Source organism: Limnohabitans sp. TEGF005 (assembly GCF_055394835.1).
In genome coordinates, this window is record NZ_AP029226.1 from 237,230 (window position 1) to 250,280 (window position 13,051).

Sequence of the window (13,051 nt, forward strand, 5' to 3'; positions counted from 1 at the left end):
CAAAATGTCAGGCGGGCACGTTCTTGCGGCCTGCACGGGTACGCGCGATGATGGTTTTCATGATCTGTGCGGTCCCGTCACCGATCTGGAAGCCCAGCACATCGCGCATGCGTTGCTCCATCAGGCCTCGGTCATAACCACCATGACCGAAGCAGAGCAGGCATTGGTGGATCACGTCATAGGCAAGTTTGGGTCCCCACCACTTGGCCATGCCCGCTTCGGCGGAGTGCGGCAGGCCTTGGTCTTTGAGCCACAGGCCTTGCAAGCAGACCAAGCGTGCGCCTTCGACCTCGGTGTCGTATTGGGCCAAGGGGTGAGTGACACCTTGGAAAGCCGACAAGGGCTGGCCAAAGGCCTGGCGTTGGGTGATGTACTCCCAGGTTTCCTCGAGCGCCACGCGTGCTACGGCTAGGCATTGCAGTCCGATCAGAGAGCGCGAATAGTCAAAGCCGTGCATGACTTGGACAAAGCCTTTGTTCTCGTCGCCCAAGCGGTGGCTGACGGGTATGCGAACGTTTTCAAAGAAGATGGAGCCGCGACCGATGGAGCGCTGACCGTGGCAGTCAAAGCGGCTGGTGGTCAGCCCAGGCGTGTCCATGGGCACCAGCAAGGCGGTGACGCCATGGGCGCCCGACTCGGGTGTGCCGGTGCGGCCAAATACGACGGTGATGTCGGCTTGATCAGCCGCCGAGATCGAAGTCTTTTCGCCGTTGATGACATAAAAGTCACCATCACGCTCCACCCGCAAACGCAAGTTGGCCGCGTCTGATCCGCCTCTCGGCTCGGTCAGGGCGATGGCACAGATGGCGCGACCCTCCCGGATTTTGTCGAGCCAAGGGCGCACCACTTCGGGTTTGCCGTACTTGTAGAGGATCTGGCTGTTCAGTGATGCCAACAGATTCAGGTAAGAAAAGCTCAGGTCGGCACGGGCGATTTCCTCATGGATCACGCCTGCGGCCACACAGCCCATGCCCAAGCCGCCGAACTCCTCGGGCACTTCGGGGCAGATGAAACCCAAATCGCCCATCTCGCGAAGCAAGGCGAGGTCAAACTCACGCGTTTTGTCGCGCTCCAGAAAACCGGGTTTGATTTTTTCATCGGCAAAGCGGCGAACGGTTTCGGCCAGTGCCTGCAGGTCTTCGTTGATGTAGGGATTGGGATTCATCTGACGTCCTCTGTCTGTGTGTTTACTTGGCGTACTTGCGGAAGTCGGGCTTGCGCTTTTCCTGCAAAGCCTTCACGCCTTCGCGCGACTCTTCGGTGTCGTAGTACAGCTTGAGCGCGTACATGCCCATGCCCGCGATGCCCGACTGGTGGGCGGTGTCCATGTTGAAGCTGCGCTTGGCAATGGCAATGGCTGTAGGGCTGCGCTCGCAAATGGTTTCGGCCCACTCCTGCACGGTGGCGTCGAGCTGCTCGTGTGGCACGCAGATGTTGGCCAGACCCATGTCCACGGCTTCCTGGCCGGAGTAGCGTTTGTTGAGGTACCAGATCTCGCGCGCTTTTTTCTCGCCGACCACACGGGCCAAAAAGGCTGTGCCGTAGCCAGGATCGACCGAACCCATCTTGGGGCCGACCTGGCCGAAGATGGCTTTGTCCGAGCAGATGGTCAGGTCGCAGATGGTGCACAACACATTGCCGCCGCCAATCGCAAAACCCTGCACGCGGGCGATCACAGGCTTGGGCACGTCGCGGATGGCGGTGTGCAGCTCTTCCATCGGCAGGCCGATGGTGCCCCGACCGTCATAGTTGCCATCGTGGGCCGACTGGTCGCCGCCCGTGCAGAAAGCACGGTCACCAGCACCGGCGAGCACGATGCAGCCGATGTCGCGGTCGTAACCGGCCTTGTTCAGGGCTTTGATGATCTCGTCGCAGGTGGTGCCGCGAAAGGCGTTCATTTTCTCGGGGCGGTTGATCGTGATCCAGGCCACGCCGTTGCGGTTTTCGTACAGGATGTCTTCGAATTGCATGTGGTTCTCCAAGAGGTTTCGGGGTGGCCGATCAGCCGTGCATGGTCAAGCCACCAGACACGCTGATGACCTGTCCAGTGATGAAGGAAGCGTCGCTACTGCTCAGGAAAACGATGGCACCGGCCAAGTCATCAGGCTGACCAATGCGGCCAAGGGGGATAGCCTTCTTGAAGGCGTCCATGAGTTTTTCGGGGTTGGCTGCACCTTCGGCAAAGCCTGCGAGCAAGGCGGTGTCGGTTGGGCCAGGGCAAACCACGTTGACGGTGATGTTGTGGCGGGCGTGTTCGCGTGCCAGTGTCTTGGACAAGGCAACCAAGCCGCCCTTGCAAGCGGCGTAAACGGCTTCACCCGAAGAGCCGCCACGGGCTGCGTCCGATGCGATGTTGACGATACGGCCACCGCCGCGGGCCACCATGCCGGGCAGCACAGCGTGGTGCATGTGCAAAGCGCCTGTGAGGTTGATAGCGATCAGTTTGTCCCACTCGGCGGGCACGGTTTTGGTGAAGGGTTTGAAGATGTCCCAACCGGCGTTGTTGACCAGGATATCGATGGGTCCGAGCTGAGCCTCAGCAGCCGCCACGGCCGCATCGACCTGGGCACGGTCGGTGATGTTGCAAGCAAAAGCCTGAGCCTTGCCACCAGCGGCCACGATGCCGTCGGCTACTTTCTGGGCGGCTTCCAGGTTCATGTCGAACACCGCAACTTGGGCACCTTCTTCGGCAAAGCGGCGGCTGGTGGCCCCACCAATACCGCCGCCGCCACCGGTCACAATCGCTGTTTTGCCTTTGAGGTCTTTCATGTCTTTCTCCGTGATTTGAAATGGTTTGGAAATTTCTAGATATCGAACATATGTCAACATGTTGTCTTATTATGGGGTTTTCACATATTCCGCTTCAAGTCTTTTCCGTGTTCAATAACCTATCGTTTACCCTATGTCACAAGCAAAAGATGCTCGCATGGAACTAGCCAACAGGATTTTCTTTAAGCTCTACCAATGTGCCAATATGTTGCACAAAACGGGTAGCCGTGCGGTGCAGGACGAAGGCCTGACCACGCAGCAATGGGCGGTGCTGGGGGCGCTGTCACGGCCCGAAGCGGCGCAGGGGATGGGAGTTGGGGAGTTGGCGCGTTATCTGATGGTCAGCCGACAAAATTTGTCTGGCTTGATCACCCGGATGACTCGAGATGGCCACATTGAAATGAGCACCGACGGGCGTGATCGCCGTTCGCGGTTGATCGTGATGACAGAGTCAGGACGGCATGTCTGGATGGATCTGGCCCAACCAAAAATCAAGGCCTACTACGAGCAGGCTCTGCAGGATTTCTCGATGGGCGACATGGCCCACACGCTTCATTACTTTTTGAAGCTACTGGATAACATGGAAAAGATTGACCAAAAAATTCCTGAATCGGAAGAAGACGATGGTCACCATGGTGTGCATGAACAATGATCATTTGATGGTCTTGTTGACCTTCATTTGATGGGGGCGTTTGGCAGTGTGGATTCAGAAAACGGACATTGATCGATTTGCTTTTGATGACTGCTTATGGCCGGTAGCAGAAGGTCAGCTGCTTTTTGTGGTCGACTGCTACCGCTGCAAAGCAGCCCACGCACGATCAACGCACCTCACCAGTTCCACAACGTCCCATCGTGCTGCAGCCGGTTTACCGGCAGATAGGCCCTTTGATACGGGTACTTGGCTGCCAGCTTTTCGTCAATGTCCACGCCGTGGCCGGGTGATTCGCCGCAGTACATCATGCCGCGCTCAAAGCGCCAGTCGTGCGGAAAGACCGACAGCATTTCTTCGCTGTGCGGCATGTACTCTTGCACGCCAAAGTTGGGCACCCAGGTGTCAAAGTGCAGGGCAGCGCCCATGCAAACGGGCGACAGGTCGGTCGCACCATGGCAGCCGGTGCGCACTTGGTAGAGGCTGGCCAGGTCGGCAATGCGCCGCAGGTGGGTGATGCCGCCAGCGTGGACCACGGTGGTGCGGATGTAGTCGATCAGTTGTTTTTCGATCAGCGTCTTGCAGTCCCAGATGCTGTTGAAAATCTCGCCCACCGCAATCGGCGTGGTGGTGTGGTGGCGTATCCACTGAAACGCGTCCTGGTTTTCGGCAGGCGTCGGGTCTTCCATCCAGAACATGCGCACGGGCTCCAGCGCTTTGCCCAGCTGGCCTGCTTCAATCGGGGTCAGCCGGTGGTGTACGTCGTGCAGCAAATGGATGTCGGGGCCCACGGCTTCGCGCACGGCTTCAAACAGGCCGGGCGTGTGGCGCAAATACTTTTCGGTGCTCCAGTCGTGCTCACTGGGCAGGTTGCCGTCGGCAGGCTCGTACATTCGATTGGCACCGCTGACGCCATAAACCTTGTTCAGGCCCGGCACGCCGCTTTGGGCGCGGATGGCCAAGTAGCCTTCTTCTTTGTGGCGCAAAACCTCATCGACTGTCTCAGCCGTGTCGCGGCCGTTGGCGTGGCCATAGACCATCACCCCGGTGCGGCTGCGCCCGCCCAGCAGCTGGTACAGCGGCATGTTCGCCATCTTGGCCTTGATGTCCCACAGCGCCGTGTCTACCGCGGCAATCGCGCTCATGGTCACCGGGCCACGCCGCCAGTAGGCGCCCTTGTAAAGGTATTGCCAGATGTCCTCGATCTGCTGCGGGTCACGCCCGATCAGGCAGGGAATCAGGTGGTCTTCGAGGTAGCTGACCACGGCCAGTTCGCGGCCATTGAGCGTGGCATCGCCAATGCCGGTGACGCCTTGGTCGGTTTCGATTTTGAGGGTGACGAAGTTGCGGCCTGGGCTGCAGACAATGACGCGGGCGGCGGTGATTTTCATGGCTCAGACCTCAAGAGAGAGCAGTTGCTGGATGGCGAGGTCCACACCGTTTTGCAGGACTTGCTGGTGCCAGTGCATGACGCGGTTGATCCATGCGGAGTTGTTCGGCAGGGCGCTGCCCCACAGGTCTTCTCGGGCCAGCAAGGCGCGAACGCACGCGGCACTTTCGCTGCGCTGGGCGGCACCCAGGGCGCTCAGGCTTGCGGCTTGCGGGTCGTTCAGAACATAGTTCTGGCCGCTTTCGTCTACACCCAATGTGTAGCGCACAAACACCGCTGCTGCCAGTGCGTGGTGGTCAAACGAAGCGCCCTTGGCGATTTGCCCCAGCACCGAGGGTGGCCAGCGTTGTGGAATTTTCTGTGAGTTGTCGGTGGCGATCTGGTGCACGCTGTGCTTCAGATACGGGTTGCCAAAGCGGGCAATCAGGGCGTCGCGATACTCGGCCCAGTCACTGCGACTCAGGTGCGGCGCGACTTCGTTGCTCATCAGTTTGTGAACAAATGTCCGGATGTGTGCCGCGCCAATGCAGCTGGCAATATAGGGCCGCGCGGTCACGGCACCCATCAAGGCCATGGCCGTGTGGCTGCCGTTGAGCATGCGCAGTTTGGCTTCTTCGTAGCTGTGCACATCGCGCGTCACGCGCACGCCCGCGCTTTGCAGCAGGGTGGCATCTAGCGGGTCGGCAAACCGGTCCTCGATCACCCATTCCCAAAACCCTTCGGTGCTCAGGGCGCAGGCGTCCTGCAGGCCCAGTGCCTCTTGTGCGGCGGCCAACACTTCGGGCGTCGCGGCGGGCACGATGCGGTCGACCATGCTGCACGGAAAGGCGCATTGCGCGTCGAGCCAGCGCAGCAGCTCAGCGTCTTGCGGTGCAGTGTCATTTGCTTGGATCGCGGCTTTGACCAAGGCTTGCAGCTTGTGGCCATTGCCTTGCAGGTTGTCGCATGAGGCGATGGTGAGGCCGGGCAGGCCAGCTTGTTGGCGCAGGCGCAAGCCGTCCAGCAGCAACTGGCCCAGCGCAGGGGTGTAGCCTTTTTCGGTCACGGTAAGTGTGACCCAGCGCGTGCTGGGCGCTGCAATGGCTTGCACCACCGCATCGCGTTCGGTGGCGGCCACGTTCATGCGCCACAGGGCACCGGGCACTTGCCACTTCACGCCGTTCGCATCGGCGATGCGCACCGCATAAAGGCCGTCTTGCGCTTTGAGCTGGTTCACCAGGTCGGGTCTTGTCATGCCCACGCCGTGGATGCCCCATCGCGTGTCGCCACTGGCCAGCAGTTGGTCAAACACCATGGCTTGGTGGGCCCGGTGGAAAGCGCCTAGGCCCAAATGCACCACGCCCGGAGCGCCAGTTGTGCGGTCGTACGTCGGGGTCTGGATGGCCGCGGGCAGCGATGCCAAGGTGAGGGCTGAGAGTTGCATGAATTGGGGGGGGGGATGGACCCCGGATCAAGTCCGGGGTGACAGTTGATAAGTTGGGGCCGGGCTGGCAGTTGTTAACTTGGGCCGAGGTGACAGTTGTTAAGTTATGTTTAGCGTCGCAGTTGTTTGGTTAAGTTTTTTGCGACTGTTGGAGTTTTTGTTCGGATGCCTCGATCTCGGCCCAGGTGGTGTCGTCGATCCAGATGCCGTTTTGTTCGCGCTCGGCGCGGGCAGCGCGTTCGGGTTCGCCTGCCATGTGCACACCGTCGCTGCCTGGGGCATCGGGGCTTTGGCGCAGCCAGTCGGCAAAGGCCAGGGCTTCTTGTTCAAAAATGTCTTGCGTGCCCAGGCGCACCGGGTCGATCAGCATGGTCAGCATGCCATTCAGCACGGCGCGTTGCTGGTCGGCTTCGCGGTGCCAGGTGCCACTGCCGGTCAGTGCACCGCCCAGCAGTTCGCAGGCCACGGCCATGCCAAAACCTTTGTGGTCGCCAAAGGTCATGAGTGCGCCAAACAGACCGTTGGTCTGCGGCACCACCACCACGCCAGGGTCGGTGGTGGGGTGACCATGTTCGTCAATCAAATAGCCGGGCGGTACTTGCTCGCCCTTGTTGTGGGCCACGCGCATCTTGCCTTGTGCCACGCGGCTGGTGGCAAAGTCCAGCACAAAGGGTGCGCGGCTGCCCATGGGCACGCCGATGCAGCAGGGGTTGGTGCCAAAGCGCCCATCGCCACCGCCAAAAGGCGCGACCACGGGGCGTGAAAGCACGTTGACAAAATGAACCGACACCAGACCTTGGGCGACGGCCATTTCGGCAAAGTGGCCGATGCGCCCCAAGTGGTGTGAGCGGCTCAGGGCCACGGTGCATACGCCGTGTTGCTTGGCGCGTTCGATGCCCATTTGCATGGCTTGCACGCCAGTGATCTGGCCATAGCCGCGTTGGCCGTCTAGGTTCAACAGTGGGCCGGTGTCAAGCAAGACCTTGACGCCGGTGTTGGGACTCAAGCCACCTTCGAGTACGGCGTCCACATAGCGCGGCACCATGCCGACGCCGTGCGAGTCGTGACCGCTCAGGTTGGCCATCACCAAGTTGTCGGCCACCTGCGCGGCCTCTGCCGGGGCGCTGCCCGTCATGGCGATGATGCGGGTGATGTGTTGGCGAAGATCGTTGGCTTGGATGCGTTGGCTCATGGTGATCCTTGTCAGTCATTGATTTACTCTTGTCACCCCGGGCTTGACCCGGGGTCCATCTTGAGGGTGGGTCATGGCGCTAGACCACATGGATCCCGGATCAAGTCCGGAATGACGAGCGAGGGGGCGCTCACATCACCGCGCCTACTTGCCATGGCACAAACTCGTTTTGCCCGTAGCCGTGGCGTTCGCTCTTGGTGGGTTCGCCCGAGGCGGCGGCCAGGATCATTTCGAAAATACGCTGTCCCATCTCGGCGATGCTCACGCCGCCGTCCACGATCTCACCGCAGTTCAGGTCCATGTCCTCTTCTTGTTTTTTCCACAGCGCGGTGTTGGTCGAAAACTTCAGGCTGGGCGAAGGCGCGCAGCCATAGGCGCTGCCGCGACCGGTGGTAAAGCAGATCAGGTTGGCACCGCCCGCCACTTGCCCGGTGGCGCTGACGGGGTCGTAACCTGGCGTGTCCATGTAGACGAAGCCTTTGGCCTGCACCGGTTCGGCGTATTCGTAAACCGCCTGCAGGTTGCTGGTGCCGCCTTTGGCCACGGCGCCGAGCGACTTTTCAAGGATGGTGGTCAGGCCACCGGCCTTGTTGCCGGGCGAAGGGTTGTTGTTCATTTCGCCACCGTTGATGGCGGTGTAGTTTTCCCACCATTTGATGCGCTCGATCAGTTTGTGCGCTACCTCGGGTTTGACGGCGCGGCGTGTGAGCAAATGTTCGGCCCCATAAATCTCGGGAGTTTCGCTCAGGATGGCGGTGCCACCGTGCTGGACCAGCAGGTCTACCGCCGCACCCAGCGCCGGGTTGGCGCTGATGCCCGAATAGCCGTCTGATCCACCGCACTGCAAACCCACTGTGATGTGTTCAGCACTGCAAGGCTGGCGCGTGATGGCATTGGCGCGGGGCAGCATTTCTTCGATCAGCTTGATGCCTTTTTCGACAGTCAGGCGTGTGCCGCCCGTGTCCTGGATATTGAAGACTTTCAGTGTGTCGCCCTCGCGCAGACTGCTGTGCGCCAGCCAGGTGTTGAGTTGGTTGGCTTCACAGCCCAGGCCCACGACGACCACACCCCAGAAGTTGGCGTGCGTGGCGTAACCGGCCAAAGTGCGTTCGAGCAGCTGGATGCCCAGCCCTTCGGTGTCCATGCCGCAGCCGGTGCCGTGGGTCAAGGCAACCACGCCATCCACATGGGGGAAGTTGGCCAGCGCTTGCGGGTTGCTGCGTTTGGAGAAGTGGTCGGCAATGGCGCGTGCAGCGGTGGCTGAACAGTTGACGCTGGACAGCACCCCGATGTAGTTGCGTGTGGCCACGCGGCCGTCCGCACGCTGGTAGCCCATGAAGGTGGCTTGCTTGCGCACGGGTTCGGGCTTGACGTCTTGCCCGATGGCGTAGTCGCGCTCGAAGTTGCCTTTTTCGGCGCCCATGTTGAGGTTGTGCGTGTGCACATGTTCGCCCGGCGCAATGGCTTGCGATGCGAAACCGATGATCTGGTTGTAGCGCCGCACGGGCTCGTTTGCGGCAATGGCGCGAGTGGCGATTTTGTGGCCCGGCGGTATCAGGCCACGCACAGCCACACCGTCCACGGCGCTGCCGCTCATGAGTTGGGCGCGGGCGATGACCACGTCATCGGCCGGGTGCAGTCGGATGAAGAGATTTGACATGTTTTTAATCGGTTGGGGACAGCGCTGAAGCGCTGTCCTACAAGGTCAATAGAATTGCTTGGGCAACCACAGCACCAAGCTGGGGAAGTAGGTAATGACAGCCAGACTGCCAAGCAAGGGGAACAGCCAAGGCAGGATGGCCATGGTCGTGCGCTCGACGCTGAGCTTGGCCACACGCGCCAACACAAACAGCACCATGCCCATAGGCGGGTGCAGCAGGCCAATCATCAAGTTCAGCACCATGACCAGACCGAAGTGCACCAGGTCAATGCCCAGCTTTTGGCAAATGGGTACGAGGATCGGCACCAGAATGGTGATGGCGGCAGTGGGCTCTAGGAAGCAGCCGACAAACAGCATCAGCGCGTTGGCCAGCAGCAAGAACACCCAAGGCTCTTTGGTGAAGCCAAGAACCCATTCGCTGATGGCGGTGGTCACACCCGTGGCCGTGAGCATCCAGCCAAAAATGCTGGCCGCAGCCACGATGAACAGCACGGTGGCCGTTGTCTCTACTGTGTCGAGGCAAATCTTCACGAACATCTTGAAGTTGAGCGTGCGGTACCAGAAAAACCCCAGTGCAATGGCCCAGACGCAAGCCGCAATCGCGCCTTCGGTGGGGGTGAACACGCCAGTGGTCATGCCGCCGATCAGAATCACGGGTGTCATGATGGGCAAAACGGCCTGGAAGTTGAAGAACTTGTCGGCGGCAAATAAAACGATCAAGGCCACAAACACCGTGATTTGCGCGGGCGTGCCCAGGGCGGTGACCATCCACCAGATGGAAAGTGGCCAACCTACGACCACAGCCGTCTCAGCCAGGGCCTTGATGACTTTGGGCCACTCGAATTTGACGTCCGCACCCCAGCCGTTTTTGTGCGCAAAAAAAGCCACAGTGAGCATCATCAATACGGCCATCAGAATGCCGGGCAGGATGCCTGCAAGAAACAAGGCACCGACGGAAACGTTGGCCATCATGCCGTAGATCACAAAGGGCAAGCTCGGCGGAATGATGGGGCCGAGCGTGGCCGAAGCAGCCGTGACGCCCACCGCAAATTCGGTGCTGTAGCCATGGTCTTTCATGGCTTTGATTTCGATGGTGCCCAGACCAGCCGCGTCGGCAATGGCCGTGCCGCTCATGCCGGCAAATACGACCGAGCCGACCACGTTGACGTGACCCAGTCCACCTTTAAGCCAGCCCACCAGGGCCAGTGCGTAGTTGTAGATGCGGTTGGTGATGCCCGCGTTGTTCATCAGGTTGCCGGCCAAAATAAAGAAGGGAACTGCCAGCAGCGGAAAGCTGTCGATGCCCGAGACCATGCGGTGAATGACCACAAACGGTGGAGAGCTTTCGACAAAAAACAAATAGAGCAAGGACGCACCCGCCATGGCAATCGCCACCGGGATACCGCCACTCATGAGAATCAGAAAAAGGATCTTCAGCATGGGAGAACTTTCTAGAGGGGCGGTTTCAGCGGTCGGTCATTTCAGACTCGGGGCGTTGCAGCACGGTATAGCCGCGCTGCCAATGCACGCGGGCCACCCAGATGGCGCGCAGGCACATGGCGGCAAAGCCGACCATGACCACGCCATAAATCAGGTTCATGGGCAGGTCGATGATGGTCATCTTGTAGCTGCCCAGTTTCTCCATCATTTGCCCCGTCAGGACGGTGGCGGCGGCGAAAAAGGCGATGCGCATCACGTCGACCACGGTGCCCATGACGCGCGACAGCCATGTGGGCATGAATCGGTAAAAGAAATCGACTTGAATGTGGTTGTTCTTGGCCACGCCAATGGTCGCGCCAGTAAAGACTGTTGCGATCAGTAAATAGCGGGCAATTTCTTCGGTCCACGAAGCCGAATTGTTCAGTACGTAACGCGTGAAAAATTGGTAAAAAACGGTCAAGCCCAATGCCCAGAAGAAGGCCAGAGCGGCCCAGGCCTCGATGGGCGTGCCGGATAAATCGACCTCGTCGTCTGTCGCATGAAACTGGCCATCGTCGCCCATGACTTTGGGCATGGCGTCGAGGTCTGGGATGTTGCTCATTGGAGGTCCTTGAATTCGATGAGATGGCCAGATGGCACGCGCAAGTCGAACTCGGAGAGTCAGACTTGCGGCGTCTTCTGCTTACTTGGCGGCTTGAATCTTGTCGAAGTCAGACTGTGTAAAGCCCATCGAAGACAGTGGGGCGTTTTTCAGCACGGCATCCTGGAATGACTTGCGGTCCACTTCCACAATTTGCAGGCCTTTTTTCTTGAACTCGCCCACCAGCTCGGCTTCGCGGGCTTTGATCTTGGCTGTGGCACGCACGGCAGCTTCTTGCGTCACTTCAGTGAACATCTTCTTCTCGGCATCGCTGAGTTTGTTCCACAAATGCGGTGCGATTTGGGTGGTCAAACCGTCCACGATGTGGCCGGTCATCATGATGGCTTTTTGCACTTCGTAGAACTTCTTGGCCTCGATCGTGGTCAAGGGGTTTTCTTGCGCTTCCACGGTGCCGTTTTGCAAGGCCAAGTACACCTCGGCAAAGGCAATCGGGGTAGGGTTGGCACCGCAAGATTTTGGTGTGGCGGTGTAAGCCGGCACATCGGGTACGCGGATTTTCAGGCCCTTCATGCCTGCGCAGTTGGTGAATGGCTTTTGTGCGGTGGTGTGGCGTGCGCCGTAGTAGGTGTAGGCCGTGACCTGAATGCCGGTTTTGGCACGAAACTCGTTGACCATTTCCTGAAAGACGGGGCTCTTGGAGTAGGCCACCAGGTGATCACCGTCGCGGAAGATGAAGGGGTAGTAGGCAATGCCAAAGCGCGGGTAGGAGCGGGCGGCAAAGGAAGGGCCGCTGATGATCATGTCCACGGTGCCGAGCGTCAGGCCTTGGTTGATGTCGGTTTCTTTGCCCAGTGTGGAGGCAGGGAAGACTTGGATGTCGTACTTGCCGCTGCTGCGTTTTTTGATTTCTTCAGCTGCCCACACCGATTCGGTGTGATAGGGCTCAGATGTTTCGTAGACGTGGGCCCACTTGATTTTTTGCTGCGCCAGCACGGCAGTGCTGCTCAGCACGGACAAGGCACCTACGGCGAATGCGCCGACGGTGGCCAGTGTTTTCAGGGTCAATCGTTTGCTCATCAAAGTCTCCTCATTGGTTTTAAAAATGCTGACGCGAAAAAACTGCTTGCCCTTAACGGGCAGGCGCGCGGCGCCAGCTCGCGCTGTACCTTTTGTGGGCTTGTTTCAGGTGCTTTTGCATGGACTTGCGGGCGGCTGTTGGGTCGTGCGCCTCAATGGCCTGCAACACCTGTTGGTGCTCGCTAATGGCTGCTTGCCAAGATGCCGGGTGTTCAAAATAATCGCCCAGTCGCTCAAACAGCGGACCGTTGCGGGCTTGCCAGTAACGCTGTACGGTGTCCAGCAAGACACTGTTGCCGCAGGCTTTGGCAATCGCTTCGTGAAAAGCTTCGTCGCCCTCGCGCGGCACTTCATCGCGAGCGGCTTCGAGCTTCATCTGCTGTAAGCCGTTTTTGATGGCCTTTATGTCTGTCTTTTTTGCGTGGGTGGCTGCCAACGCCGCCACTTCGGCCTCGATCAACAAGCGGGCGCTCATCACCTCCAGCGGCCCCCAGTCGGCGGGGGTGTTGGCGTCGGCTTCGGATGCGGCCGTTGCCTTGGCGAGCGGCTGGATGCGCTGCACGTAAATGCCGGAGCCGGTGCGTACTTCGATCATCCCCTCGACCTCCAGCGCGATCAGAGCTTCTCGCACCGAAGGCCGACTGACGCCCAATTGCAAGGCCAAGTCGCGTTCGGCTGGCAATCGAGAGCCCAAAGCAAACTCACCTGAGACCATGAGCGTTCTGAGTTGCTCGGCAATTTGGCGGTACAGGCGCTGCGGGGCTACGGTGTGCAAGGGCATTTGGCGAATCAGGGATAACGTGAATTGGACAAGTGGTCAGACCAGTTGCACAATCATCACATGTTCAGA

At 59.5% G+C, this 13,051-nt stretch carries 12 protein-coding genes; 1 reads left to right on the forward strand and 11 read right to left on the reverse strand.

Translation table 11 applies throughout. The annotated features are described in order from the left end of the window. Positions 1-7 precede the first annotated feature (7 nt). Genes aliB through badH form a run of 3 tightly spaced genes read right to left on the reverse strand, consistent with a single transcriptional unit; the run spans position 8 to position 2,769 of the window. Complete coding sequence (aliB, locus tag ACZ5RG_RS01085) at positions 8-1,165, reverse strand: cyclohexanecarboxyl-CoA dehydrogenase (RefSeq protein WP_312260328.1); 1,158 nt, start codon at positions 1,163-1,165, stop codon at positions 8-10. A gap of 22 nt (positions 1,166-1,187) precedes the next feature. Further along, a complete protein-coding gene (gene badI / locus ACZ5RG_RS01090) occupies positions 1,188-1,970 on the reverse strand; it encodes a 2-ketocyclohexanecarboxyl-CoA hydrolase (protein WP_312260329.1) in 783 nt (260 codons plus the stop codon). A 31-nt stretch (positions 1,971-2,001) separates the two neighbouring features. Beyond that, positions 2,002-2,769: a 2-hydroxycyclohexanecarboxyl-CoA dehydrogenase gene (gene badH, locus ACZ5RG_RS01095; protein ID WP_312260330.1), complete on the reverse strand. Its 768-nt coding sequence runs from the start codon at positions 2,767-2,769 to the stop codon at positions 2,002-2,004. Positions 2,770-2,902: 133 nt separating this feature from the next. On the opposite strand from badH, the gene ACZ5RG_RS01100 reads away from it, so the two are divergent. After that, positions 2,903-3,421, forward strand: a complete 519-nt coding sequence (locus ACZ5RG_RS01100) for a MarR family winged helix-turn-helix transcriptional regulator (protein WP_312260331.1) — start codon at positions 2,903-2,905, stop codon at positions 3,419-3,421. Between the two features lie 176 nt (positions 3,422-3,597). Here the strand turns inward: ACZ5RG_RS01100 and manD are convergent, their stop codons facing one another. The 8 genes from manD to ACZ5RG_RS01140 all read right to left on the reverse strand — a co-directional run bounded on the left by manD (position 3,598) and on the right by ACZ5RG_RS01140 (position 12,982). Beyond that, the gene (manD, locus tag ACZ5RG_RS01105; protein WP_464447581.1) at positions 3,598-4,809 is read right to left on the reverse strand and encodes a D-mannonate dehydratase ManD; all 1,212 of its coding nucleotides are present in this window, start codon (positions 4,807-4,809) and stop codon (positions 3,598-3,600) included. Between the two features lie 3 nt (positions 4,810-4,812). Then, positions 4,813-6,231, reverse strand: a complete 1,419-nt coding sequence (locus ACZ5RG_RS01110) for a mannitol dehydrogenase family protein (protein WP_464447582.1) — start codon at positions 6,229-6,231, stop codon at positions 4,813-4,815. A 130-nt stretch (positions 6,232-6,361) separates the two neighbouring features. Beyond that, positions 6,362-7,423 (reverse strand): malate/lactate/ureidoglycolate dehydrogenase, encoded by a 1,062-nt coding sequence (locus ACZ5RG_RS01115; RefSeq protein WP_298597463.1) that lies wholly within the window; start codon positions 7,421-7,423, stop codon positions 6,362-6,364. A 130-nt stretch (positions 7,424-7,553) separates the two neighbouring features. After that, positions 7,554-9,083, reverse strand: coding sequence for a UxaA family hydrolase (locus ACZ5RG_RS01120; protein WP_464447583.1), 1,530 nt, complete (start codon positions 9,081-9,083; stop codon positions 7,554-7,556). 45 nt (positions 9,084-9,128) lie between these two features. Continuing rightward, entirely contained in the window at positions 9,129-10,523 is a 1,395-nt protein-coding gene (locus ACZ5RG_RS01125) for a TRAP transporter large permease (protein WP_298597467.1), read from the reverse strand. Positions 10,524-10,548: 25 nt separating this feature from the next. Further along, positions 10,549-11,124: a TRAP transporter small permease gene (locus ACZ5RG_RS01130; protein WP_298597469.1), complete on the reverse strand. Its 576-nt coding sequence runs from the start codon at positions 11,122-11,124 to the stop codon at positions 10,549-10,551. Positions 11,125-11,205: 81 nt separating this feature from the next. Beyond that, positions 11,206-12,201 carry a sialic acid TRAP transporter substrate-binding protein SiaP gene (locus tag ACZ5RG_RS01135; protein WP_298597471.1) on the reverse strand — a complete coding sequence of 332 codons (996 nt, stop codon included), beginning with the start codon at positions 12,199-12,201 and terminating at the stop codon, positions 11,206-11,208. A gap of 52 nt (positions 12,202-12,253) precedes the next feature. Beyond that, the gene (locus tag ACZ5RG_RS01140; RefSeq protein ID WP_298597473.1) at positions 12,254-12,982 is read right to left on the reverse strand and encodes a FadR/GntR family transcriptional regulator; all 729 of its coding nucleotides are present in this window, start codon (positions 12,980-12,982) and stop codon (positions 12,254-12,256) included. Between the last annotated feature and the right edge of the window lie 69 nt (positions 12,983-13,051).